The following is a 24,784-nucleotide window of genomic DNA, read 5'->3' as shown; positions in this document are numbered from 1 at the left end:
CCCTCGGGGCCGGGGCTCACTTCCACACGCAGTCGGATGAAATGGACAATTCCCAGGTCCGCCGTACCGCGAGTCAGCCGAAAACCTGTCCGTCACGGCCTCGCCGGTATATAGCTATGCGTTAGGGGGAAGTCACTCCGCGCATTGCTCCTGGGAGGTGGCCTCATGGTCAAAGCGCGCCAGAAGAGGCGGGCCAGACTCACTCGGGCGAATGCGGTGGTCCGCGTCCGGGCCCAAAAGGCCGACCCGGCGCACGGGACCGGCCAAAGCGCGGCGGGGCGGTGGAAGGCCATGCGGACATGGCTGGCCGGAATCCTCGGTGCCGTGCTCGTCGCGGCGATCGGCGTCGTGTTCACCGAATGGTTCAGCACAAGCGGCCCCGACACCGTCGATCGGATCAGCGGACAGCCCCCGCTCACCATCGGCCACGTGGCCGTGGACCACACCACGCGGCACACCACGCTGCGCCGGCCGGTGACCGATCCCGGAGAGCGGGCGATCCTGCTGGGCGCCGGTTCCGGCTCCAGCCGGGACGCGATCATGGCCGGCCACGACTGGGCCCCGCTCGGAACGGCGGACGTCACGGTCGTTCTGGCCGGCAACCGCAGCAGCCTGCGCATCGTCGACATCATCCCTCGTGTCCTCGCCCGCAAGCCGGTCTCGGACGGCGCGCTGTTCGTCTACGCCGCCGAGGGAGTGGCCGAGACCGTCGAACTGTCCGCCGACCTGGACCAACCGGCCCCCCGCTTCACCACCGCCAGAGACACCGCCGAAGACACCGCCAGGGACCCGGACACCTCCTACTTCCGGAAAAAGCAGATCGACCTGAAACGCGGCGAGCCGGTCACGCTGGTCATGGCCATAACGGGCTCGGCGGCGTACTACGAGTTCGATCTCCAGGTCACCGTGCTCGCCGAGGACCGGACCGAACAGATAACGATCAAGGGCCCCGACGGCCGCCCGTTCCGGGTGAGCGGCATCGCCGACCGCTACCGCGCCTACTACGGCCGCTCCGCACTGGGCGGCTGGCAGCCGCTCTCCCGCGCGGCGGCATGCGCGAAGGTCGAGAAGAACCAGAAGTCCGAGGGGTGCTGACCGTGCTCGTTCCCCGTTCGGCGGCGGTCCTGGCCGCGATGATCATGGCGGCCTACCCGGCCGCGGTCGCCGATGCCCCGCGGTTCCGGCCGGTGCCCGCCGAATGGCGGGTGGCCTGGTCGATGCGCACCGACCTGCCCGCCCACCCACCGTCCTTCGAGACCCCGCGGCACGCCGTGTCCGGCGACGCGCTCGCCGTGGCGACCCGCGAGGGCGGCCTGCGGATCCATGATCTGCGTACCGGTGAGCTGAGGCGGACCGTCCCCACACGCACCGAGCCCATCACGGGGGTGTGGATCGCGGCGGACGTCCTGGTCGTGTCGAGAGGGGCACCGGACCAGGCCGAGAAGACCCTGGAGGCTCATGACCTGGCCACGGGTGCCGTGCGGTGGCGGCGCACGATCGCCTTTCACCAGGTACCGATGAGTGTGGACCTGAAGTACCTGGACTCACCGATCATGGTGACCGAGCGCGGGATCATGGTGTTCGAGCGGTCGGCCGAGCCCGTCGCCGCGCACGCCCTCGATCTGCGGACCGGCGCGACCACGGCACGGACGACGTACACGCATGGGTGCGACATGCGCAGCGCCGCGACCCCGCGAGCGGTGGTCCTGCTCAGCCACTGCGCGGGCGCCAGGCCACAGCTCGCCTCGCTGACCCCGCGCACCCTGCGGCCCGCCTGGACGCGCCCGCTGACCTCGCCCTTCGCGGCGCTGGAGGACGCCTATCTCTCCGTCACGACCAATGCGGAGGGGCACCTCCGGGTCTGGGTCGGGTCGGACGACTCCTTCTACAACGCCGACGGCCGCCCGCTGCCCGACGCCAGGGAGACCACCGGCATACCGAACCCGGGCCGCTGGAGCCCGCCCCTGTTCGCCGACTCCTACTCCGAGGCGGTCCACCGGCGCGAGGTCACCCCCGGGAACCAGTGGCCGTTGCCCGCGTTTCTGGTGTCGCTGGACCCCGGCACCGGGCGGCTCGGCGGGCTGCCGCTGGACGTGCCGCACGAGCACGCCACGCTGATCGGCTCGATCCGGGACATGGCCTTCGTGCACAGCACCGTCCCGGGTGACGACCGGATCACCGCGTACGAGCTGAGCTACGGGCCTGCGCGCGGGCCCGCCAGGTTCGGTGGTGTCCCGGCGAGTGCCTGGCCGCCCGCCTGCGCCCTGCTGACCGGCCGTGACCTTTCGGTTTTCGCCGAGGGATACCGCGTGCTGCCGGGCTCGGACCATCTCGCCGGTACGACGCCGGCGAAATGCGACTGGATTCCGCGCACGGACGACGGCGCCGTCGTCTCGGTCGCCGTGGAGGCGGTGTCGCCGTCGAGCGCGGGGGCGCGAAAGCTGTTCGCCGCCGAGGTCGCGGCCGTCAAGGCGGCCAACGCCCATGATCCGACCACGGAAGGCCCCGGTTTCCTGTCCTACACGCTGGCCCGGCCGACCGGCTACCTCGGTGCGACGATCATCAATGTGGGCCCCGTCATCGTCCGGATCAGCTCCCCGTCACGGCCGGCGGTGCGGCTGATCTCGCCGTTGCTGCGGGACAACCTGCTCGCACGTTACCGACCGGGCGTCCGTGCCCCCGCCGCCCCGCGCCCGCGCGGCTGGAACCTCCCGGCCGACGCGGTCTTCTATGCCGATCCGGTGGTGGCCCGTGGTGTCGTCCACGCCACGAGCGACGACGGCACGGTGTACGCGCTGGACGCCACCACCGGCGCGGAGCGGTGGCGCTTCCGAATGGGCGATGGGAGCGCCCGCTTCCAGGTACCGGCCGACGGCACCATGTTCGCGGCGAGCGACAAGCGGCTGGTGGCGCTGGACGCGGCCACCGGCCGGAAAAGGTGGAGCCGCGAAATGGAGGTGAGCACCGCGCCGGTGGTCTCTCAAGGCCGCCTCTACATCTGGACCACCTTCACCGACGCGCCGAACGCCGAGCTCGTCGCCCTGGACGCGGCCACCGGCCGGCGGCTGTGGACCTTCCGGCCGCCGGGCGATTTCGCCGCCCCCGCCCCGGTGGTCGCCGGAGCGGCCGTCCATGTCGGCGACGTCAACGGCATGCTGTACGCGCTGGACCCCCGCACCGGAGCCCGCAGGTGGCGCTCGCCGGTCGGCGGCCGATACGACACCGTCCACCTGGCACGGACCGGCGACATGGTCTACGCCGCGAGCGAGAGCGGCGACGTCCGCGCGCTGGACGCCGCCTCCGGGAAGGTCCGCTGGAGTTCGCAGGTCCACGGGACCGTCGATTTCCGCCCCGTGGTGACCGGCGGAATCGTGTACCTCGCCAACAGGTTCGGCGCGACGTACGCGCTGGACACCCGCTCCGGCAAGCGCCTGTGGAGCTTCCCCGCGGTGGGCGGCGAGGACGGAAGGGGGTGGGAGCCCGTGGTGGCCCAGGGCGTCGTCTACGCGGGCGGCCCCGACAGCGGACTGCACGCCCTCGACGCGACGACCGGCGTGGAGCGCTGGAGCGCCGCGCTGGACACCGGCTACTCCTTCCGTCCCGCGGTGGCGGATGGAGCCGTGTACCTGGGAGACGCCCAGGGAGTCCTGCACGCCTTCGACGCCGCCACCGGCCGGGAGCGGTGGCGTTTCCAGACCGGAGGCGACGTACAGACCCGGCCCGTCGTCACGAAGGACTTCGTCTACCTCGGCGTCTCGAACGGCAACCTCTACGCGCTGCCCACCACCACCGGCGGTTAGCCCGTCTGGAGAGCCCGGGAGAGAGCGTTCGTGCCGTCCGGGGTGACCGGGGTGGCGAGCATGATGGGCCCCTGGGACATGAAGCGGGGCCGGGTGCCGCGGTGTTCGTCGGCCGCGTGGACGGTCAGCGGGTGGACGAGGTAGATGTCGCCAGGAGCGCCGGTCGCGTACGCCAGTGGCCGCCCTTCCGAGGCCGCGTCCAGCAGCGGACCGGCCTCGAAGGGGTCGAGCACCTGGTCACCGAGCGCCTTGGCGGCGTCATGGTGCGAGCCCACCCGGATGCGGGTGGGCGCGTCGTCCGGCCCCACGTCCGACAGAAGTACCAGCAGCAACATCGCCTCCGGCCGCCCGGACACGGCCCACGAGCCGTCGGGCCGGGCGACGGTGGCGTCGATGTGCCAGCCCCGGTCGTCGACGGGCGATCGGCCGGGGAAGCGGATCGGCATGTTGCCGAGGGCGGCGCGCGGCGCCCAGCCGCCGGGCCCGGCGATCTCGTCGAGTGCGCGGTGCAGCTTCGGGCTGGTCATGATCTGCCCGAAGGGGCCCTCCCCGGTGAGGTCGGCGGTCCACACCACCGGCTCCCGCCAGCCGGACGGGTCGTCGGGCGACAGGCCGATCCGCTGCCACAGCAGCGCCCTGGCCGCGTCGCCGACTTCGCGCGGCGCAGCCGCCGTCAGCTTGACGAACCCGTCGGTGACGAAACGGTCGATGTCCACGCTTGTCATGCGAGCACCCTAGCGAGTGCCGAGCCGGACCGAAATCGAATTTCAGGGCAGGCGGTACTCCAGGTCGGGATCGACGACGGTGATGTCCATCTGGGCCTTCTGCAGATGACCGGAGAAGTCCCAGTTCAGTGACTGCCAGCGGGTGAACTGGTCGAGCACCCACATGCCGGACTGGCGGCTGCCGTTGCCGGACTTGCCGTTGCCGCCGAACGGCAGGTGCGCCTCGGCCCCCGACGTGGTGTTGTTGACGCTGACCATGCCCGCGCCGATCCCCCGGCGGAACCGGAAGGCGGAAGCCGGGTCGGTGGTGTAGATCGCCGAGGACAGGCCGTAGCCGGGGGCGTTGGCCAGTTCGATGGCCTCGTCGAGGGTCCGGTAGGAGGTCACGCCGACGATCGGGCCGAAGGTCTCGTTGTCGAACAGCGCGTCGCCGGGCCGGACCCCGGAGACGATCACCGGGTGGTAGTACAGGCCGCTGGGGTCGCCGGTGAAGCCGGCCCGGGGGCGCTCGTCGCCGATCCGGCCGATCGCGGTCGAGCCGTGCACCTCGTGGTGTGAGGCGATCTGGCCGAGCGTCTTCTCGTAGGAGTGGGCGAACTTCTCGTCCAGCAGCGGGCCGTACAGGACGTCGCCGGTCGGGTCGCCGATCACCGCCGCGCGGGTGGCCTCGTCGAAGCGGCGCAGGAACTCCGGCAGCACCGACTCGTGCACGATCGCGGTGCCCAGGGAGGTGCAGCGCTGCCCCGCCGTACCGAACCCGGAGAACAGCGCGCCCTCGACCGCCTGGTCGAGGTCGGCGTCGGCGGTGACCACCATCGGGTTCTTGCCGCCCAGCTCCAGGCACGGCGACTGGAGGTGCCGCCCGCACAGCTCGCCGATGCGCGCGCCGACCTCCGAGGAGCCGGTGAAGCCGACCTTGTTCACCGTGCCGGCGCCCAGCGCCTCGGTGAGCCCGGCGAAGGTGTCCGCGCCGTCGGCGAAGACCAGGTTGAGCACGCCCTCGGGCAGGCCCGCGTGGGCGAACAGCTCGTACAGCGCCTCGGCGGACGCCGCGGAGTACTCGGCCGGCTTCCACACGACGGCGTTGCCGCACAGCAGCGCCGGGACCAGGTACCACGACGGCACCGCGACCGGGAAGTTGCCCGCCGTGATGACGGCGGCCACGCCCACCGGCTGGCGGAAGGTGAACAGCTCCTTGTCCGGCATCTCCGAGGGCACCGTCTGGCCGTACAGCCTGCGGCCCTCGCCCAGGAAGAACGTGCAGGTGTCGATGACCTCCTGCACCTCGCCCCTGGCCTCCTTGAGCGGCTTGCCGATCTCGCGGGTCACCAGCCTGGCCAGCTTCTCGGCGTTGGCGCGGACGAGCTGCCCGGCGTGGGCGATCACCTCGCCGCGCGCGGGCGCGGGCAGGTCGGCCCAGGCCCGCTGGGCCTGCTTGGCGGTGCGGGCGGCGGCGGCGAAGCCGGTGGCGTCGCTGAGGTGGACCTCGGCGACGAGTTCGCCGGTGGCGGGGTTCGTCGAGCGGAAGGCCCGCCCGGTGGCGGCCTCACGCTCCGCGGCGATGACGGAACGTACGGTGTGCGACACGCGATCGATCTCCTTCTACGGACCGGCCGTCACGAGCCGGTGCGGATGCTGTGGGAGCACCCGTTCAGGTGGTCTTGCGCGACGGCATGGGCGCGTTCGCCGTCGCGGTCGAGGATGGCCTGGATGACCTCACGCTGATCGAGTACGTGCGGGGCCAGGTCCGGCAGCCGGTCAAGGCGGTGGAACCAGATCCGGATGCTGAGGTTGAGGTACATGGTGAGGGTGCCGGCCAGGAAGGGGTTCTGGGCGGCGTTGAACACGCACCGGTGGATCTTTGCGTCGAACAGCACCAGGCGCTTCAGGTCGGCCCCCGACTCGATCTCTTTGGTGATCTCGTCGGACAGCCGGGCGAGTTTCTCCCGCTGCTGGGCGGTGGCCCGGCGGGCGGCGAGCTGGGCGGCGATGCCCTCCATCGGCACGCGGACCTCGGTCAGCCAGAGGTCGTCGTCGATGTGGATGTCGGCGGCGAACGTGCCACGTCGCGGAAAGACCGTGACCAGGCGCTCCTGCGCCAGGCGTTTGAGCGCCTCGCGTACCGGGGTGCGGCCCACGCCGAGCTCCGCCATCAGGCGTTCCTCGTCGACGGGCGAGCCCGGCCGGATCCTGGTCGTGACGATCTCATCGCGTATGTAGGCGTATGCCCGTTCGGCCATCAATAAGCCGTCGGTCACCTGCGCCATCCCTGCTCTCCTGGTGTTGACGTACTTTCCCGGCAAAGCCTACAGTCCTACAACCCGCTGATATACCAGTTGTGTGTGAGATGTATGTCGCTTGTCGGCTAGGAGAGCCCCCCATGAAGCAGCGCGCCCTGATGCTTGCCATCGCCGTCCCCCTGGTGCTCGCCGGATGCACCAAGGCCCCCGCCGGGGCGGGAGAGCAGACGGTGAAGGCAGTGGTGCAGCCGCCTCCGGAGTACGCGGCGAAGGGCGTGATCAACCTCTGCTCGGCGTTCACCAACCCGCCCAGGGCCTACCAGCAGGACGGGGCCAAGACGGGGGCGGAGATCGAGCTGGGGACCGCCCTTGCCACCCAGCTCGGGCTGCGGATCAACTGGACGCAGTACGAGTCCTCCGGCCTGCTGTCCGGCCTGCTCGGCAAGCGCTGCGACATGCTGATCGACGAGTTCGCCGACCGCGAGGAGCGGCGGGACAAGGTCTGGTGGCTGCCGACCTCGTTCGCCGTCACCCAGATCGTGGTGCCCAAGGGCAACCCCAAGGGCATTCACACCTTCGCCGACATGCCGGGCAAGAAGGTCGCCGTGCCCGATGGCACGCTGGCCCAGGACCTCGTGGTGGCCTGGAACAAGAAGATCACCGCGGAGGGCAAGCCCAAGATCGACGTGGTCACGCTGCCCAACACGCGTGACATGTTCCAGCAGGTCGGCGCGAAGAACGTGGACGCCGCGGTCGGTACCGACTCCTCCGCCGCCTACTACGGCAAGCTCGCCGCCGGCGGCATCGAGGCGGGCGGCGCCGGCTGCACGTCCGGCACCACCGACGACGACCGGGTCGGCTTCCTAATGCGCAAGGACCAGACCGACCTGTTCAAGGCCATGGAGAAGGCGATGGCCAACCTCCGTAAGGACGGCACCTACCAGAAGATCTTCGACAAGCACGGCCTGGGCAAGGTCACCCTCGACGCCTTCGGCGACGAGAAGCCCGCCCTGTGCGCGCCCGGGGTAACCCTGTGAATTTCGACTGGCAGTTCTTCTTCTCCCACCTGTTCAACCTCGCGCCCGACTACTGGGGCGCGATGCAGCGCACGATCCTGCTGGCGGTGATCGCCCAGTCGCTCGGCATCGTGCTCGGCATGTTCCTGGGCGTGGCGCGGCTGTCGAAGTTCCGCCCGATCAGATACGCGGCGGCGGTCTACGTGTGGATGCTGCGCGCGGTGCCCGAGCTGGTCATCCTGATGTTGCTGTTCACCGGGCTGGCCGCGGCGGAGATCTACCGGTTCGAGGACGCCTACCTGTTCGGCGTGATCAAGGTGACCGCCGGGTTCCAGGCGGCGTGCGTGGGCCTGGCCATCCGCGAGGCCGGGTACATGGGGGAGATCTTCCGCAACGGCATCCAGTCGGTGGACCGGCGGCAGGTCGAGGCGGCCAAGGCCATCGGCATGCGGCCCACCACCATGCTGCGCCGGGTGATCATCCCGCAGGCGATGCGGGTGATCATTCCGCCGATGGGCAACCAGTTCAACGTCATGCTCAAGGTCACCTCGCTGGCGGCGGTGATCGGCGTGCCCGAGCTGTTCCAGACCACCGGCACCTACGCGGCGCAGACGTTCCGGGTGTTCGAGCTGTTCATCGGCCTGGCGATCAACTACGCGCTGCTCACCTCGCTGTGGAGCGTCGTGCAGGCGGCGATCGAGACCCGGCTCCAGCGCCACGAGGCGGACGCGGGCGCGCGTACGCTGCTCGGGCGCATGCGCGAGCACCTGATGGGCTCCAAGGAGGCGAACCCGGCATGACCGCCATCCAGGCCGAAGGCGTGCACAAGTGGTACGCCAAGCTGCACGTCCTCAAGGGCGTTGATCTGACCGTGCAGGCCGGTGAGGTGGTCTGCCTGATCGGGCCGTCCGGGTCGGGCAAGAGCACGTTCCTGCGCACGGTCAACCACCTCGAACCGATCCAGCGCGGCCGAATCCGCGTCAACGGCTCGCTGGTCGGCTACCGCGAGGGTCCGGACGGCGAGCTGGTCCGCCTCTCGGAGAAGGCCATCGCCGACTCCCGCCGCTCGATCGGCATGGTCTTCCAGGACTTCAACCTGTTCTGGCACATGACCCTGCTGGAGAACCTGGTCGAGGGCCCGGTACGGGTGCTCGGCGTCCCGGCCGACAAGGCCGCCAAGGAGGCCCGCGCGCTGCTGGCCCGCGTCGGCCTGGCCGACAAGGCCGACGCCTACCCGCGCAAGCTGTCCGGCGGGCAGCAGCAGCGCGGGGCCATCGCCAGGGCGCTCGCCATGCGGCCGTCGGTGCTGCTGTTCGACGAACCGACCAGCGCGCTCGACCCGGAGACCACCTCCGAAGTGCTCATGGTCATGGAGGAGCTGGCCGCCGAGGGAATGACCATGATCGTCGCCTCGCACGAGATGGGCTTCGTGCGGCGGGCGGCCGACCGCGTCGTGATGATGGAGAACGGCGTGATCATCGAGGACATCCCCGCCAAGACCTTCGCCACCGCCGGTGGCCGGATCGGCGAGTTCGTCAGGCATCTGGAGTAGTGGAAATGACCCGCACGCTGTTCCGTGGCGGCTCCGTCTTCGACGGCACCGGCGCCCCGCCCGTCCCGGCCGACGTCTTGATCGACGGCAGCCGGATCACCGAGGTCGGTCCGGACCTCACGGGTGAGGTGACCATTGATGTCACCGGCAAGACGCTGCTGCCCGGTATGTTCGACTGCCACGTACACGTCACCGGCTCCGGGCTGGATCTGCCGACCCGGCTTGAGCTGCCGTTCTCCTACCAGTTCTACGCCGCGATGCGCAATCTCGACGCCACCCTCGCCTGCGGCATCACCAGCGCCCGCGACGCCGAGGGCGCCGACCTCGGCATCCAGCTCGCGCAGGAACGCGGCGACATCAAGGGCCCGCGGTTGCAGATCGCCATCTCGATGATCAGCCAGACCGGCGGGCACGGGGACGGCTGGCGCGCCTCGGGCAACCACTTCCTCTACAGCCTGCCCTATCCGGGCCGGCCCGACGGCATCGCCGACGGGCCCGACGAGGTCCGCCGCAAGGTACGCGAGCTGCTGCGGGCGGGCGCGGGCGTGATCAAGGTCTGCACGACCGGCGGCGTGCTGTCGTCGCGGGACGACCCGAGGCACCGCCAGTTCAGCCCCGCCGAACTTTCGATCATGGTGGAGGAGGCCGCCGCGCAGGGCCGCTCGGTCATGGCGCACGCCACCTCGCCGGAGGGGATCATGAACGCCGTGCGCGCCGGGGCGCGCTCCATCGAGCACGGCACCATCCTGGACGACGCCGCCATCGAGCTGATGGCGCAGGCCGGGACGTGGCTGGTGCCGACCCTGTCGGCCGGGCACTTCCTGCTCCGGATGGCCGACGAGGGCATGCGGATCAGCCCGAACGCGCTGGCCAAGGCCCGCCAGATGACCGACGTCCATCGCGAGTCGGTGGCCAGGGCGTACGCGGCGGGGGTGAAGATCGCGATGGGCACCGACAGCGGCGTCACCCCGCACGGCGAGAACCTCACCGAACTCCAGCTGATGGCCCAGGCCGGGATGAGCCCGGCGGACGTACTGGTCGCCGCGACCTCCTCGGCCGCCGAACTGCTCGGCGTGGCCGACGACCGGGGCACGATCGCGCCGGGCAAGCGGGCCGACCTGGTCGTGGTGGACGGCGACCCGTACGACTTCGCCGCCCTGAAGGGCGCGATCACCGACGTCTACCAGGACGGGGTACGCGTCCATGGCCGCTGAGCTGCTGATCCGCAATGCCTCGCTGTTCACCGCCGCCGAACCCGACCCGGCCCGGGCCCGCGCGGCGCCGGGCTGCGTGGCGGTGCGCGGCGAACGGGTGGTCGCGGTCGGCGACGAGCGGGAGTGCCGGGCGGCGGTGCCGGGAGCCGAGGCGATCGACGCGGCCGGGGGTTCGGTACTGCCCGGCCTGATCGACTGCCACGCGCACCTGCTGAACCTCGGCGAGACCCACGCCGACCTGGACCTGCGCGGCCTGGACGACCTCGGGCGGATCGCCGGCCTGGTCGCCGAACGCGCCCGCAGGCTGCCCCCGGGCACCTGGATCCTGGGCCGCGGCTGGAGTGGCGAGCAGCGTCCGGACCGCGACCCGCTGAGCCACCTCGTCACCGACCACCCGGTGCTGCTCAACCGCTTCGACGGGCACGGCGCGCTGGCCAACGCCGCCGCGCTGCGGCTGGCCGGGATCGGCCCGGACGCCGCCGACCCGCCGGACGGCCGCATCCTGCGCGACGCCACGGGCGCGCCGACCGGGGTGCTGGTGGAGGGCGCGGCCCGCCCGGTACGCGAGGCCGTGCCGGTCAAGGACGCGGCCAGGCGGCGGGCGCTGCTGCGCGCGGGCGCGGCGGACTGCCTGGCCCTGGGCCTGACCGGGCTGCACGACGCCACCGAGGAGATCGACTGGATCGCCGACTACGCCGCGCTGGACGGGGGGCCGCGCGTCTTCGGCATGCTGGGCGCGCCCGAGGAGGGCGACCTGGCGGAGTTCGCCGCCGAGCACCTGTTCACCGGGGACGCGACGCTCAGCATGCGGCGGCTGCGGATGATCTTCGACGGCGGGCTCGGGGCGCGGGGGGCGCTGCTGTCCGAGCCGTACCACGACGAGCCGGACGGCCGGGGCTTTCAGCTCCTTTCGGCCGAGCGCGTCGCGGAGGCCGGTCGCGCGGTCCGGCGGCTCGGCTTCAGCCTGGTCGTCCACGCCATCGGCGACCTGGCGAACCGGCTGGTCCTGGACGCCTTCGAGCAGGTGGGCGCGGACGGGTTCATGATCGAGCACGCGTCGGTGCAGTCGGCCGCCGACCGGGCCAGAATGGCCGGGCTCGGGGTGATCGCCTCGGTGCAGCCGGTCCACGTCCGCGACGACGCCGCCTGGATCGCCGACCGGCTCGGCCCGGCCCGGCTCCGCGACGCCTACGCCTTCCGCGACATGCTCGACCGCGGCGTGGTACTGGCCTGCGGCTCCGACTTCCCGGTGGCCTCGCCCGACCCGTTCCTCGGCATCTGCACGGCGATCACCACCAGGTCGCTGACCAGGGCCGAGGCGCTGTACGGGTACACCCGGTGGGCGGCGCGCGCCGCCGGGATGGAGGGCGAGCTGGGCAGCATCCGGCCGGGCGGGCTCGCCGACCTGGTGATCCTCGACCGCGACGTGATGTCCGTGCCCGCCGACGAGGTGGCGGACACGAAGGTACGCCACACCCTCGTCGGAGGCGCGATCCGGCACTGACGCTATGGGATGCGCAGGCCGGAAAGGAGCGCGGACAGCCCGGCCTCGAAGAGGTGGTCGAGGTCGAAGTCGTACCCCTCCGCACCGAGCCCCGTGATCATCTTGGTGAACCGCGGGTACCGGCCGGAGGCCATGAACGCCTTCATCTGCGTTCCGTGGACGTCCAGCCACTGCTCGCTGGACAGCCCGGTGGCCGACAGCATCTGCGCCTCCCGCTCGATGTGCACGGCCAGGCCCTGCACGTAGGCGTAGACCAGGATCTCCATGGTGAGCGCGGTGTGGGAGTCGAGGCCGTCGAGCGCGCGCAGCATGTGCTCGCTGTGCCCGAGCAGTCCGGGCAGCGTCAGCGGGCGGCCGAGCGGGGTGAGGATCGACAGCCACGGGTGCCGCCGGTAGATCCGCCACAGCGTACGGGCGACCGCCGCCAGCCGCTCCCGCCCGTTCAGGTCCTCGGCCGGATGCCGCTCCTCGCCGTAGGCGAGGTCGGCCATGAGCCGGACCAGCTCGTCCCTGCCGCGCACCTGCCGGTGGACCGCCGCCGCCGCGACGCCGAGCCGGGCCGCCACCGCCCGGACGGTCACCGCGCCCAGCCCTTCGGCGTCGGCGATGGCGATGCCCTCCCGCACGATCGCCTCCCGGGTCAGCTCCACCGGCCTGGCGCGCCGCCGGGGACGGCTCAGCGCGACCGCCACCACCGTCCCCGACCGGGGGCGGGCCGTGAGCAGACCCTCGTCCTTCAGCACGGCGAGGGCCCGTGCCGCGGTGGCCGTGGCCACCGTGAACTCCCGGGCCAGGGCACGGGTCGAGGGCGCCTTGCCGCCGGGGGCCAGCTCGCCCTCCCGGATGCGCCGCCGCAGCTCGGCCGCGATCCGCAGGTACGGTGAGTCCATCCATCTGTCCTAGCACAGTTGAGGTCGGGAGCGGGCGGAACTGGGCTAGCACAGTTGGACGACCGGCGGCGGCCCGGAATACCAAGGATCCATGACTTCCGTACTGATCTCAGGGGCGAGCGTCGGCGGACCGGCGCTCGCGTACTTCCTCCGCCGCCACGGCTTCACCGTCACCGTCGTCGAACGCGCCCCCGCGCCCCGCCCCGGCGGCCAGGCGATCGACGTGCGCGGCGCCGCGCTCACCGTCGCCGAACGCCTGGGAATCCTGGCCGAACTGCGGGGCCTGCGCACCCACATGAAAGGCACCTCCATGCTGGACGGCGACGGCAACGAGCTGTGGCGGTCGACGGAGGTCGCGCTGTCCAGCGGCCGGGTCGGCGGCGACGACATAGAGGTGCTCCGCGAGGACCTCACCGGCCTGTTGTACGAGCGGACGCGACAGGACGTCGAGTACGTCTTCGGCGACTCGATCACCTCGCTGACCCAGGACGAACACGGCGTGCGCGTCACCTTCGAGCGCTCCGCTCCCCGCACCTTCGACCTGGTGGTGGGCGCGGACGGGCTGCACTCCAACGTACGCGGGCTCGCCTTCGGCCCGGAGCGGGAGTACGTCCGGCACCTCGGGACCTACCTGTCGATCTTCTCCACGGACAACTACCTCGGCCTCGCGGACTGGCAGACGTGGTTCAACGACGGGCCGGCGGGCGGCGCGGTCTACCCGGTGCGCGGCAACACCGAACTGCGCGTCAATCTCGGCTTCCAGAGCGCGGAGCCGATCGAGTACGACCACCGCGACGTCCAGGCACAGAAGCGGCTCATCGCCGACCACTGCGCACACGTGCGCTGGGAGGTCCCTCGCCTGCTCAAGGCCATGTGGGCGGCCCCGGACTTCTACTTCGACTCGATGGCCCAGGTGCACATGGACCACTGGTCGGCGGGCCGGGTGACCCTGCTCGGCGACGCGGGCTACTGCCCCTCTCCGCTGTCCGGCCAGGGCACCAGCCTGGCGCTGGTCGGCGCGTATGTCCTGGCCGCCGAACTGTCCACGGCACCGGAGCATGAGGCCGCCTTCGCCGCGTACGAGGCCCGGATGCGCCCCTTCGTCACCCTCAACCAGGCGTTGATCGAACAGAACCGCGAGGCCATGGAACACGAACCCACCGAGGAGTCAGGAGTCGACCACGCCAAGAACGCGATCCGGCTCCCCGGCCTCTGACGCCCGTGGTCAACTCCGGAATCGTGGGCCGGGGTCGTGCCGCCACCACCAGGCGATGGACGGGATGGGGGGTGGATCGGTGGAGTCGTCGCGCGGGGTGAGGCGCCGGCCGCCCGGCTCGAAGGCCGGGGACCCGCCCTGACCGTCGAGGTAGACGTAACGGTCGCTGGTGAGCGCCCAGTCGAGCGATCCGCCGATGTAGTGCTCCAGCCCCGACAGGTAGTGCGTCAGATCGGGGCGGCGCAGCCGGAGCCGGTCGCGCATCCGGATGAACAGGGTGGTCACCCGGTCCATGAGGGCCATCATGCGTTCGACGCCCTCGGTGTCGCCGCAGCCGGTCTCCTCGCGGATCGCGTCGAGCAGGTTGAACCCGTCGGGTGTCCGCTCGCGCTCCTTGGCGATGGAGATGATGCCGTTGTTCCAGGTGGCGATGGTGCTTGCGATCTCGGTCACCGCCTGCGCGGAGCGGTCGTGCAGCAGCGCGGGCGGTGGCGCGTCGCCGCAGTTGAGCGACCCGGCCAGACCGGCCAGGGCCAGCGCTCCGCCGGAGCGGAGGCTGATCAGGGTGAAGGCGTCCAGCCCCGGACGCTCTTTCCTGGCCACGAAGGACGCTCTGGCCGTCTCCACCTCGAAGTAGCCGCGCATCGCCTCGATGAACCGGTCGCTCTCGGCCGGTGAGGCCGCCTTCCACAGCCGGGTCCGCAGGTCGCGCAGGCTCATGCCGTACCGGTCGTCGTCGTAGACCGCGTCCTCGACGACGTCGCCGCAGCGGTGAATGCGGCTCGTCGCCTCGGCCAGCTCGCCCGGCCGGTCGCGCAGCGGGCCCTCGTCGCAGTACTCGTCGTCGAAGGCGTAGATCCACATCGTCAGGTCGGAGAGGATCTGCCGCAGGTCGGCACGGGCGCGCGGGGCGACCCGGGCGGCGAAGTGGCCCACACCGACCCGGGCCAGGCGGTCGCGCTCCGCGTCGCCCGCGCCCAGGCCGTAGTGCCGCATCCAGGCGACCGATCCGCGGTCGAGCTCATCGCCGTCGGCGTGCGCGGCGGACGGGAACGGGCAGTAGAAGTCGGGCAGCCGCCGTCCCTCCCCGGAGTCGGAGTCATCGGGGAGGCCGGCGACGGTGTTGAGGGCGTTGAAGGCGTTGAGGGTGTGGATGGCCGCCAGGGTCGGATAGTCGTACGGGTGGGGACGCGGCCCCGCCTGGTCGGGGATGGAGGGGAAGGATCCGTCGGACCCCTGCCGCGCCCGCAGCCAGCCCTCCCCCCGGCGCAGCGCCGCCGAGGGACGGTCGCCGGCGAGTGCGGTCAGGGCCTGCGCGGTGGACAGGACGTCACTGGGGTCGCCGGGCCGCCTCCCCCAGCCGCCGTCGTCGTTCTGGGTCTGCCGCAGGCGGCGCAGGCTCGCGTCCACCGCCTGCCCGACCCGGTCGTCCGCGACGTCGCCGGGCACCCGGTGCAGCGCGTCGAGGACGTGGCAGATGACGCTGGACTCGCTGAGCGTCCAGCTCCGCTCGTAGGTGCCGTCGTCGCGGCCCTGGCCCAGCAGGTATTCGACCGCCGCGCCGAGCACGTCGGCGTGCCGGTCCCACCCCTCGCTCAGTGCCACGACGGCACCGGCGGTCATGTCCGGCTCGGACGGGTGCCCGGCCAGGTAGGTCGGGAACCCGCCGTCCGCTCCCGCCATGCCGGTGAGGTAGCGCTCGGCCGCCGTGATCACCGCCTGGTAGCGGCCGGGATCGACCGCGCGCAGGAACTCCACGCACCGGGAGGTGTCGTCCACGTCGGTCTGCACGGTCTCGGTGCAGTAGCCCCATGCCCCGTCGGGCAGTTGCGCGCTCGCGATCCAGTCGGCCATGCGGGTCACCACATCGGGCCGCTCGCCGCAGGCCGCCAGCGCGATCCCGGCCATCGCGGTGAGGTAGACGTCCTGGGAGCCGACGAACGGGACGCCGCCATCGGGCCGCCGGGTGCCGGACACGGCCGCGAGCCCGGTGCCCAGCAGCGCCCCCTTGGGCTCGAAGGTGCGCAGCGCGTGCAGGGCGATCAGGTGGGCGAGCACGTTGCCCTGCCAGGGCCGCCCCAGCAACGTGCCGGTGGCCAGGCGGCCCGCGAGGAACGCCTGGTCCTCGGGGTCGGACCGGCCACGGGCGTGGGCGCCGAGGATGTTGCTCGCGCACAGGATGAGCTCGGTCCACAGGGCCTGCCCGCCGTAGGGGACGACCGGCAGGTCGGCCATCGGCGCCAGGTCGAACAGCGCGAACACGGTGGCGAGGAGGACCTGCTTGCGCTCGCCCGTGCTGTGCGTGAAGGTGGCGCGGAACCGGTCCGCGCGGGCCGGGTCGGGGTGCCCCAGCGCGGCGGCCCGGATGATCGCGCTGCCCTCGTCCACGGGCTCCGCCATGGTCAGGTACGCGGTCAGCGCCTGCTGCTCGCCGGGGCCGGTGTCCTCGGCCTGCAACAGGCGGAGGAACAGCGCGGATTCCAGGATGCGGCTCTCGCAGGCGTCGAGCAGCCGCCCGTCGGGCGCCACCCGACCGGCCAGAAAGCCGATCAGCCGCCCCCGCGCATCACCGGAGCCGGGCTCGCCGGGCACCACCTCGTGGGGGACCAGAGGGTCGGGCCGGGCGGCATCGGGCGCCGCCTCGGCGGGGCGGGTGTCGGCGGGGGCCTGGGCGGCGTCGGCGAGGCGTGCCGCGGAGGTGCCCAGACCCGTGGGACGACCGGAGAACGCGGACGGGCCGGAGGCCACGCGCCGACCCTGGCCGGGACGATCGTTCAACTCTTCCTCCACATGCCAACCGATCACCAAACCGTAGTCAAGCCACTACAAAGAGTAGCATCACTGGGCGGCCTCGGCGATCACGCGGACGGCTCGCCGGACTTGGGTCGGCGAGCTACCTGAACGTGTCTTTTTACCTGGATCGGTCCAGACCTGCCCGGTCATGATCCGGCGAGAGGTTCGTCGGAGCGGGGGATGGATGGACGTGCTGCTCGGCAACAGGCCGGTTTTCGCCAGCAGCGACCTTGACGAGGTACGGGACGAGGTGGGCAGGATCTTCTGCCCGCACAAGCTGGACCTGGCCGGGGCGGCGTCGTTGCTGTCGGCGCGGTTCAACTCGGTGGGGCTCGGCTCGGTACGGATCAGTTACCTCGACTACGGGGCCGACGTCCGGATCGAGCCGGGTGACCTGGGCACGTTCTTCCTGGTCATGATCCCGCTGGCCGGGCGGAGCCTGATCCGCGGGGGCGACCAGGAGATCGTCTCGACGCCCGAGATCGCCGCCCTGCCCTCCCCCACCAGGCACCTGGACATGCGGTGGGCGGCGGGCACCCCGCAGTTGATCGTCAAGTTCGAGCGTACGGCGATCGAGTGCGCGCTGGAGCAGTTGCTCGGCGAACCGCTCGACCGGCCGATCGTCTTCGACCTGGGCGTGGACCTCACCGCGGGCTGGGCGCGCGCCTGGCGCGGGATGGCCGACCTGATCGTCAGGGAGGCCGAGCACGACGACGGGCTGACCGCGCAGCCGCTGGCCGTCGCGCACCTGGAGAACGCGCTGGTCACCTCGCTGCTCACGATGCAGCCCTCCAACTACCGGGAGCGGCTGACGGCCCCCCGGCCCCCGGCGCTGCCCAAGGTGGTGCGGCGGGCACTTGAGTTCATCGAGCAGCACGCGCACCTGCCGATCACCACCGAGGACGTCGCGCGGGCCGTGGCGGTCAGTGGCCGCTCGCTCCAGGAGGGCTTCCGCGCCCACCTGGGCCGTACGCCGATGGCCCAGCTCCGCGAGGTACGGCTGGCCAAGGCGCACGAGGAGCTGTCCGCCGGGGACCCGTCCCGCACCACCGTCACGACCGTGGCCGCCCGCTGGGGTTTCCTGCACCAGGGGCGGTTCGCCGCGCAGTACCGGCAGAGGTACGGCAGGCACCCGTCGGAGACCCTGCGCCGCGGCTGAAAGCGACGCCGCGCCGGATGGATGAGATCCGCGCTCAGTGGATGGATCACCCGGCCCTCGTCTTCGTACCTTTTCAGTGTCACCCCAGATCACCACAGAAGGGACGCCCCCATGCGTGAAATCCTCGTCGTCGGCGCCGGCCAGGCCGGGTTGCACCTGGCCATCGGCCTGCTTCAGAACGGCTACGACGTCACCGTGGTCTCCAACCGCACCCCCGAGTCGATCCGCGACGGCCGGGTGATGTCCGGCCAGTGCATGTTCGGCACCGCGCGGGCGCATGAGCGGGCGCTCGGCCTGGACCGCTGGGCGGACGTCTGCCCGCCCATCGAGGGCATCGAGCTGTCGGTCCCGGCCCCCGGCGGCGGTAAGGCGCTCGGCTGGTCGGCCCGGCTGCACGCGCCGGCCGCCGCGGTGGACCAGCGGGTCAAGATGCCGGCCTGGCTGGCGGAGTTCGAGCGGCTGGGCGGCAAGCTGGTCATCCATGACGCCACCCCCGGCGACCTTGCGGACTACGCGGCCCGGTACGACCTGGTGCTGGTCGCGGCCGGGAAGGGGGAGATCGCCTCGCTGTTCGAGCGGGACGCGGCGCGCTCGGCGCACGACGCCCCGCAGCGGGCGCTGGCGGTCACCTACGTCAACGGCCTCGCCCCGCGGCCGGAGCACTCGGCGGTGTGCTTCAACCTGCTGCCGGGCGTCGGCGAATACTTCGTGTTCCCCGCCCTGACGCACACCGGCCCGTGCGAGATCATGGTGTTCGAGGGGTTGCCGGGCGGGCCGATGGACTGCTGGGGCGACGTACGCGGCCCCGCCGAACACCTGGCGCGCAGCCGCGAGATCCTGGCGACCTACTTCCCCTGGGAGGCGGAGCGCTGCGCGGACATCGAGCTGACCGACGCCAACGCGGTGCTGACCGGGCGGTTCGCCCCCACCGTGCGCCACCCGGTCGCCGTGCTGCCGTCCGGCGCGCCGGTGCTCGGCGTCGCCGACGTCGTCGTACTGAACGACCCGATCACCGGGCAGGGCAGCAACAACGCCGCCAAGTGCGCCGCGGTCTACCTCCAGGCCATTCTGCAACGCGGCGACCAGCCGTTCGACGCGGAGTGGATGGGCCGGACCTTCGAGCGCTTCTGGTCGCAGGCCCGGCACGTCACCCGCTGGACCAACGCGCTGCTCGCCCCCGCCGAACCGCACCACCTGGAACTGCTCGGCGCGGCCGGGCAGGTACCGCAGATCGCCTCCCGCTTCGTCAACGGCTTCGACGACCCCACCGACTACACCGAGTGGTTCCTGGACGCCGGCAAGGCGCGGGCCTACCTCGGCCAGGTCGCGGCATGAGATCGCTGCGCGCGGCGCTCGGGCAGTTCGCCACCGGGGTGGCGGTGGTCACCACCGTGACCCCGGACGGCGAGCGCGCGGGCGTGACGGTGAACTCCTTCTCCTCGGTCTCCCTGGACCCGCCGCTCGTACTGTGGTGCCTGTCGGACCGCGCGCCGAGCGCGCCGGTCTTCCTGCGGGCCGGGCGGTTCGCGGTCAACGTCCTGGCCGCCGGCCAGGACGAGCTGTCCACCCGGTTCGCGACCCCCGCCCCGGACAAGTTCGCCGGGGTGGACCTGCTCACCACCCCCACGGGCCTGCCCGTGCTGGCGGGGACGCTGGCCACGTTCATCTGCCGTACCTCGCACGTGTACGCCGGAGGCGACCACCACATCTTCCTCGGCGCGGTGGAACACTACGAGCGCTCGGCGGGCGAACCGCTGATCTTCCACTCCGGCCGCTACCGCACGGTCGCCACGAGCCGGCCCGTGGCGGCATGAGCGTCAGGAACGGCTGACGGCGACCCCGACGCCGAGGGCCACCAGGGCGGTACCGGTCACCGCGTCCATGCTCCGCCGTACCGCCCGCCGGGTGAACAGCCGCCGCAGCGCCCCCACGACATTCGCCACCAGGACGAACCACACCAGACACACCCCCGCCGCTATCGCGCTCAGCAGCAACGTCGCCCCGAAGGCCGGGGCGTCCCCGAGGAACTGCGGCATCAGCGCCACGTAGAAGACGATGACCTTGGGGTTGAGCAGGTTGGTCAGCAGACCCCGCCGAAAGCCCACCCAGGCCGACGCGGCCGATCCGTCGATCTCGGCGAGCACCCCGGCCCCGCCGCCCCCCTTGATCGCCGAACGCAGCGCCCGCGCCCCCAGCCAGATCAGGTACGCCGCCCCGACCAGCTTGATCACCATGAACACCGTCGCCGACGCCGCGATCAACGCCGCCGCGCCGGTCGCCGCCACACACGCCCACAGGAACACCCCCGCCCCGATGCCCAGCGCGGTGGCCATCCCGCCACGCCTGCCGAGCAGCGCGGACTGACGGACCACGATGGTGAAATCCAGCCCGGGATTCATCGCCCCGAGCAACACGATTCCCGTAAAGGCAGCGATCTGCACTGATGACGGCACAACAATCTCCTTTCCGGCGTTTCCGGAGGCGCAGCCTAACTACTCTTCGTCGGCGTCTCCGGCGCGGGCCCCCACCGGTTCGGGGACCTTGGTGTAGGCGAGGCCGATCCGGTAACCGACCCCGCGGACGGTGACGATCCAGGTGGGGGAGCCGAGTTTGGCCCGCAGGCTGCTGACGTGGGTGTCGATGGTACGGCTGGTCTGCGCCCAGTTGTCGCCCCAGATCTTGGCCATCAGCTCCTTGCGGGAGACGACCGTCTCGGGATTGGCGGCCAGCGTGTAGAGCAACTCGAACTCCTTGGACGTCACATCGACCACCTGGTCGCGCAGGCGGACCTCGCGCGCCTTGCCGTCGATCCGCAGGGTGCACAGGGCGATCACCTGCGGGCTCGACCCGAGGCCGTTGGCCCGGCGCATCACGGCCTCGATCCTGGCCATGAGTTCCCGCTCACCACACGACTGGACCACGCAGTCATCGGCCCCCGACTTGAGGGCCAGCACTCGTTCGACCGCGCTGTCCTGGTCACTGAGGCAGATGATCGGCGTCGGGCTCGCGGCCCGGATCGACCGGCAGACTTCCAGGCCGTCGATATCCGGAAGCCCGAGATTCAGCAATATGAAATCGGCGCCATGGTACTTCCGCAGGGCATCTCGGCCCCGCCGTACGGTCGAAACGGTGTAACCCTGCCGGCGGGCCGCGCCGACCAGCCGTTCGGCCACGATGTCAGACGGTTCGACTATCAAAATCTCCATGATCGCTTTGGCTCCTCACCCGATGACGGGCGGCAGCACCCGTCACCCCGCATTCGAGTTAATGCCAGTCGTCCCGTGCAGGATCCAGCGGATCCGCCGCAATTGATCAGGAGCCAGGCGAAGACCTCCGGTGAACTCCGGTCGCCGCCGGTCGAATGAGTGAGAACGAGACGATGGGACGCCCGGCAGGCCCCTGCCGGGCGAGGCGGTCGAGGCGGTCCAGGCGGTCGGTCGGCACGGTCGTGAGGGGCCCGCTCATTCGCGGCGGCCCTCCATGTCACGGGTACGGACGCGGCCGGATGCCGGCGGCGCTTCCTCGCAATGTCGGCGGCCTGCGACGGCCCCGGCTAACAGCTCACCCGGGGCGATGGCGATCAGTGGTACCGGCCGCGGGCGCCCGCTCGCGGGCGATGCGCCCGCCGTACCCGTGTCGATGACCTCGGCGCGCCCACGCGTCCGCCGCATGCCGCACGTCCCGGCGTGCCGGTCGAACTCCATCAGATGCACCGGCAAGCTCACAGATTTCCTCCCGGAGAAGAAGTTCCGGCTCTGCCCACTTGAGCGTGAACAAGAGCGCGACAGTGCACGGCAAATCGACCGTCACCAGGACCGAATATACCTGCCGGAAGGTATATTGCAATGCCCCGTGAACCGCTCGCCCACGACCGCCATGGCCGCGCGTCGGGCACGGAATTGACCGGATGAGCGAAATCTAGAGCCGCGGCGGCTTTTCCGGCTCGCGGCGTATTTCCGCAGTTCAAAACAGGCGGGCGCGGTTCAGCCGCCCCGCGGGGCCGCACGTCACCCGCGAGCGCTAACCGGCCGGGCCTTCAGCCGGCGCCGGCATAATTCACAGAACATGCAACAAAGGGTGATTGAACGCGCAGATGACGTCATCCTCATCCGGGCCTGGGCATGCCGACACGGGCCCGGCGAGAACTTCGCACGGGCCCGTGCCGGCACGCCGCCACGACAGACCGGGCGGACCACCTCGGATCACTCGGATCAATGGATCAAATGTCCATCAGGACACCGCCCGTACCGGCCACAGGCCGTCCAGGCCCACCGGGTCCTGTCCCATGCCGGTGGGCTTCACCCAGTCGAACGGGCGGTAGACCGCGGGCCCCAGGCCCAGCCCCTCGGCGACCACCTCGCGCAGCCGGTTGGAGGTGAAGCCGCCGATGACGTTCATCTGGGCGTCCCGGTAGTGGCGTTCCACCTCGTGACCTTGGGTCACCCCGGCCGCGCCGTGGATCTGCACGGCGCGGGCCGCGACCTCGACGGCCATCTCGGTGGCGTAGATCTTGAGCATGGCGATCAGTTCGCGGGCCGAGCGGCCGGCCACGCGCTCGCACACTGCCTGGCGGGCCAGCAGCCGGGCCGCGTCGATCTGGGTGCGCGAGTCGGCGAGCTGGGCCTGTACGCCCTCCATGTGCGCCAGCGGGCGGCCGAAGGAGACCCGTTCCCTGGCGTGCCGTACCGAGGCGGCCAGCGCCGACTCGGCGGTGGCGATGGCGGCGATGGAGACCAGCAGCCAGCCCCACGCCATGCCCTCCGACAACACCTCCAAAGTCACCGGGACCACGTTCTCCCCGGGGATGTAGGCGTCGGTGAAGACGAGGCCGCCCCACGGCATGCCGCGCAGCCCCATGTGCGGGATCTCGTACCGGCGTACGCCCTCCTGCCGCAGGTCCACGAAGGCCAGGCACCATTCGGGCCCGTCGTCGCCCGGCGGGCGCTCCCGCCGGGCCAGCGTGACGGCCAGATCGGCGCAGGGCGCATTGGTGATCCGGGACTTCTCGCCCCGGATCACGTAGCCGCCCTCCGATCCGCCGACCGGGCGGACCATGGTCCGGTAGGTGCTGGAGTCGCTGCCGGCGGACGGTTCGACGATGGCGAAGCAGGCCAGTCGCTCGCCGGACAGCAGGCTCTCAAGCAGGCCGCCGTGCCGGGCGGGGTCGCCGTAGCCGGTGATCAGCTTGCCGCACAGCAGCGCGGAGACGGTCGCGGCCCAGTACGTGCCCGGGCAGGCCCGCGCCAGCGCCTCCATGGCTTCGGCCTGGGTCGTCCCGTCGGCTCCGGTGCCACCGTGCTCCGGCGGGTAGAACAGCCGCGCGTACCCGCTTTCGGCGATCTCCTGCCAGTTCGGCGGCGGCACCCGCCCGGTCGCGTCGGTCTCGGCCGCGCGGGCGGCGATGCCGGGAAAGTTCAGTACTGCGTCGGTCATGGTGGTGTACCCCCGCGTTCAGCCGAGTCCGAGTAGGGAAGCCGCGATCACCGGGCGGAGGACTTCGGTACCGCCGCCGGTCTCGGCGAAGAACAGCGCGTCGCGGTGGGCCCGTTCGATCAGGTGGTCGCCGGTGAAGGCGAGCGGGCCGGAGAGCCGGGCCATGCCCTCGGTGACCGCCAGGGCGGCCTTCGCGGCGAAGAGCCGGGCGATGGCCGCGTCCTGGTGGGAGGGCCTGCCGTCGGTGTCGAAGCGGCGGGCGGCCCGGTACAGCAGCCCCGCGGCCAGCTCGCACCGGGTCGCCAGGTCGGCCAGGGTGAAGCGGGCCGACTGGGCGTGCGCGACGGGCCGGCCGAAGCGGTTGGCCTGGTGGGCGCCGTTGACGGCGTCCCTGGTCAGGGCCCGCATGATGCCGAGCCAGGGCGCGCTGGTGAAGACCCAGTCCAGGGTGGCCAGCAGCGGTTCCACCTCGGTGGCCGCGCCGAGCGGGGTGCCCAGTACGGCCTCGTCGGGCACCCGGCAGCCGTCCAGGACCACCCGCCCCCACGCGCAGGTCCGCATCGCCGCCGGGGCGGCGTCGCCGATCAGCAGCCCGGGGGTGGCGCGGTCCACGACGAACGCGGTACGGCCGCCGCCGTGGTGCGCCGCCACGATCAGGAAGTGGTTGGCGATCGGCGCGTTCACGACGAGGTCGAGTTCCCCGCCGAGCACCCAGCCGCCCAGTCCGGCCATGGCGGGCCGGGCGGTGACGGTCGAGTCCAGCGCGGCGCCCTGCGTCTGGCGCAGGGACAGGCCGGCCGGCCACTCGCCGGAGGCCGTCCGGGGCAGGTAGCGTGCCCGCTGGCCGGGGCGGCCGAAGGCGCGCAGCGGTACTGTGGCGAGCACCGCGTGGACGCCGATCGCCAGGGCGAGTCCCGGGTCGCGGGCCCCTTCGCCCAGCCCTTCCAGCAGGGCGAATGTCTGGACGGCGGACAGTTCCGCGCCGCCGAGAGATCGTGGCACCAGCGGCCCGGTGAGGCGGCCGGCCCCGGCATGGGCCAGTTCGGTCAGCAGCTCAGGGTCCCAGCGCCGGTCACGGTCGCGCTCGGCGGCGGTGGGCCCCGCCACGCGCCCCGCGAGGGCCCGTACTCGTTCGACGAGCGGTGGCTCGACGCCGCTGGTCTCGGTAAAGGTGTGCGAAAGCACCATTGGATCCTTCTCCTTCTCATCGCCCGGTGATGCCGGAGCGTTTGAAGAACTTTC

Annotated in this window: 20 protein-coding genes; 11 read left to right on the top strand and 9 right to left on the bottom strand. The window is 71.6% G+C overall.

From position 1 onward, the window contains the following. Window positions 1-291: 291 nt before the first annotated feature. Both ACH34R_RS11405 and ACH34R_RS11400 read left to right on the top strand, forming a co-directional pair. Window positions 292-1,095 (top strand): hypothetical protein, encoded by an 804-nt coding sequence (locus tag ACH34R_RS11405; protein ID WP_397561327.1) that lies wholly within the window; start codon window positions 292-294, stop codon window positions 1,093-1,095. A 2-nt stretch (window positions 1,096-1,097) separates the two neighbouring features. Continuing rightward, on the top strand, window positions 1,098-3,800 hold the full coding sequence (locus tag ACH34R_RS11400; protein WP_397561326.1) for a PQQ-binding-like beta-propeller repeat protein: 2,703 nt from the start codon (window positions 1,098-1,100) through the stop codon (window positions 3,798-3,800). On the opposite strand, the gene ACH34R_RS11395 is transcribed toward ACH34R_RS11400, so the two are convergent. Genes ACH34R_RS11395 through ACH34R_RS11385 form a run of 3 tightly spaced genes read right to left on the bottom strand, consistent with a single transcriptional unit; the run spans window position 3,797 to window position 6,792 of the window. Further along, a complete protein-coding gene (locus tag ACH34R_RS11395) occupies window positions 3,797-4,525 on the bottom strand; it encodes a phytanoyl-CoA dioxygenase family protein (protein WP_397561325.1) in 729 nt (242 codons plus the stop codon). The genes ACH34R_RS11400 and ACH34R_RS11395 overlap by 4 nt on opposite strands. Window positions 4,526-4,567: 42 nt before the next feature. Continuing rightward, window positions 4,568-6,112: an aldehyde dehydrogenase family protein gene (locus tag ACH34R_RS11390; protein ID WP_397561324.1), complete on the bottom strand. Its 1,545-nt coding sequence runs from the start codon at window positions 6,110-6,112 to the stop codon at window positions 4,568-4,570. 29 nt (window positions 6,113-6,141) lie between these two features. Beyond that, window positions 6,142-6,792: a GntR family transcriptional regulator gene (locus tag ACH34R_RS11385; RefSeq protein ID WP_233507138.1), complete on the bottom strand. Its 651-nt coding sequence runs from the start codon at window positions 6,790-6,792 to the stop codon at window positions 6,142-6,144. 113 nt (window positions 6,793-6,905) lie between these two features. Between ACH34R_RS11385 and ACH34R_RS11380 the strand changes: the two genes are divergently transcribed. From ACH34R_RS11380 to ACH34R_RS11360, 5 genes are read left to right on the top strand one after another with little or no spacing between them, the layout of a single operon-like run. Beyond that, window positions 6,906-7,802, top strand: coding sequence for a transporter substrate-binding domain-containing protein (locus ACH34R_RS11380; protein WP_397561323.1), 897 nt, complete (start codon window positions 6,906-6,908; stop codon window positions 7,800-7,802). Then, on the top strand, window positions 7,799-8,581 hold the full coding sequence (locus ACH34R_RS11375) for an amino acid ABC transporter permease (protein WP_397561322.1): 783 nt from the start codon (window positions 7,799-7,801) through the stop codon (window positions 8,579-8,581). Before ACH34R_RS11380 ends, ACH34R_RS11375 begins: the two co-directional genes overlap by 4 nt. Beyond that, entirely contained in the window at window positions 8,578-9,333 is a 756-nt protein-coding gene (locus tag ACH34R_RS11370) for an amino acid ABC transporter ATP-binding protein (protein ID WP_397561321.1), read from the top strand. The genes ACH34R_RS11375 and ACH34R_RS11370 overlap by 4 nt, the downstream gene beginning before the upstream one ends. 5 nt (window positions 9,334-9,338) lie before the next feature. Then, complete coding sequence (locus tag ACH34R_RS11365; protein WP_397561320.1) at window positions 9,339-10,547, top strand: amidohydrolase family protein; 1,209 nt, start codon at window positions 9,339-9,341, stop codon at window positions 10,545-10,547. Next, window positions 10,537-12,051, top strand: coding sequence for an amidohydrolase (locus ACH34R_RS11360; protein WP_397561319.1), 1,515 nt, complete (start codon window positions 10,537-10,539; stop codon window positions 12,049-12,051). The genes ACH34R_RS11365 and ACH34R_RS11360 overlap by 11 nt, the downstream gene beginning before the upstream one ends. A gap of 2 nt (window positions 12,052-12,053) precedes the next feature. Here ACH34R_RS11360 and ACH34R_RS11355 read toward each other — a convergent pair whose 3' ends face one another. Next, a complete protein-coding gene (locus ACH34R_RS11355; RefSeq protein WP_397561318.1) occupies window positions 12,054-12,941 on the bottom strand; it encodes a GntR family transcriptional regulator in 888 nt (295 codons plus the stop codon). Between the two features lie 91 nt (window positions 12,942-13,032). Here ACH34R_RS11355 and ACH34R_RS11350 point away from each other — a divergent pair, with 91 nt between their 5' ends. Next, window positions 13,033-14,157, top strand: coding sequence for an FAD-dependent monooxygenase (locus tag ACH34R_RS11350; RefSeq protein ID WP_397561317.1), 1,125 nt, complete (start codon window positions 13,033-13,035; stop codon window positions 14,155-14,157). 9 nt (window positions 14,158-14,166) lie between these two features. On the opposite strand, the gene ACH34R_RS11345 is transcribed toward ACH34R_RS11350, so the two are convergent. Then, the gene (locus ACH34R_RS11345; RefSeq protein ID WP_397561316.1) at window positions 14,167-16,935 is read right to left on the bottom strand and encodes a prenyltransferase/squalene oxidase repeat-containing protein; all 2,769 of its coding nucleotides are present in this window, start codon (window positions 16,933-16,935) and stop codon (window positions 14,167-14,169) included. 199 nt (window positions 16,936-17,134) lie between these two features. Between ACH34R_RS11345 and ACH34R_RS11340 the strand changes: the two genes are divergently transcribed. The 3 genes from ACH34R_RS11340 to ACH34R_RS11330 all read left to right on the top strand — a co-directional run bounded on the left by ACH34R_RS11340 (window position 17,135) and on the right by ACH34R_RS11330 (window position 19,923). After that, window positions 17,135-18,109 carry an AraC family transcriptional regulator gene (locus ACH34R_RS11340; protein WP_397561315.1) on the top strand — a complete coding sequence of 325 codons (975 nt, stop codon included), beginning with the start codon at window positions 17,135-17,137 and terminating at the stop codon, window positions 18,107-18,109. A 111-nt stretch (window positions 18,110-18,220) separates the two neighbouring features. Beyond that, window positions 18,221-19,444 (top strand): styrene monooxygenase/indole monooxygenase family protein, encoded by a 1,224-nt coding sequence (locus ACH34R_RS11335; RefSeq protein ID WP_397561314.1) that lies wholly within the window; start codon window positions 18,221-18,223, stop codon window positions 19,442-19,444. Further along, window positions 19,441-19,923 carry a flavin reductase family protein gene (locus ACH34R_RS11330; RefSeq protein ID WP_397561313.1) on the top strand — a complete coding sequence of 161 codons (483 nt, stop codon included), beginning with the start codon at window positions 19,441-19,443 and terminating at the stop codon, window positions 19,921-19,923. The genes ACH34R_RS11335 and ACH34R_RS11330 overlap by 4 nt, the downstream gene beginning before the upstream one ends. A 3-nt stretch (window positions 19,924-19,926) precedes the next feature. On the opposite strand, the gene ACH34R_RS11325 is transcribed toward ACH34R_RS11330, so the two are convergent. From ACH34R_RS11325 to ACH34R_RS11310, 4 genes are all read right to left on the bottom strand, one after another. Next, on the bottom strand, window positions 19,927-20,508 hold the full coding sequence (locus ACH34R_RS11325; protein WP_397561312.1) for a LysE family translocator: 582 nt from the start codon (window positions 20,506-20,508) through the stop codon (window positions 19,927-19,929). A 93-nt stretch (window positions 20,509-20,601) separates the two neighbouring features. Beyond that, entirely contained in the window at window positions 20,602-21,315 is a 714-nt protein-coding gene (locus ACH34R_RS11320) for a response regulator transcription factor (protein ID WP_397561311.1), read from the bottom strand. Between the two features lie 1,024 nt (window positions 21,316-22,339). Next, entirely contained in the window at window positions 22,340-23,542 is a 1,203-nt protein-coding gene (locus ACH34R_RS11315) for an acyl-CoA dehydrogenase family protein (protein ID WP_397561310.1), read from the bottom strand. Window positions 23,543-23,560: 18 nt separating this feature from the next. Then, entirely contained in the window at window positions 23,561-24,730 is a 1,170-nt protein-coding gene (locus ACH34R_RS11310; protein WP_397561309.1) for an acyl-CoA dehydrogenase family protein, read from the bottom strand. Between the last annotated feature and the right edge of the window lie 54 nt (window positions 24,731-24,784).

Source organism: Spongiactinospora sp. 9N601 (assembly GCF_044326295.1).
In the GTDB taxonomy this organism is placed as follows: domain Bacteria; phylum Actinomycetota; class Actinomycetes; order Streptosporangiales; family Streptosporangiaceae; genus Spongiactinospora; species Spongiactinospora gelatinilytica.
Note: the sequence above shows the minus strand (reverse complement) of the source record. Positions and strands in the feature narration are given on the sequence as shown.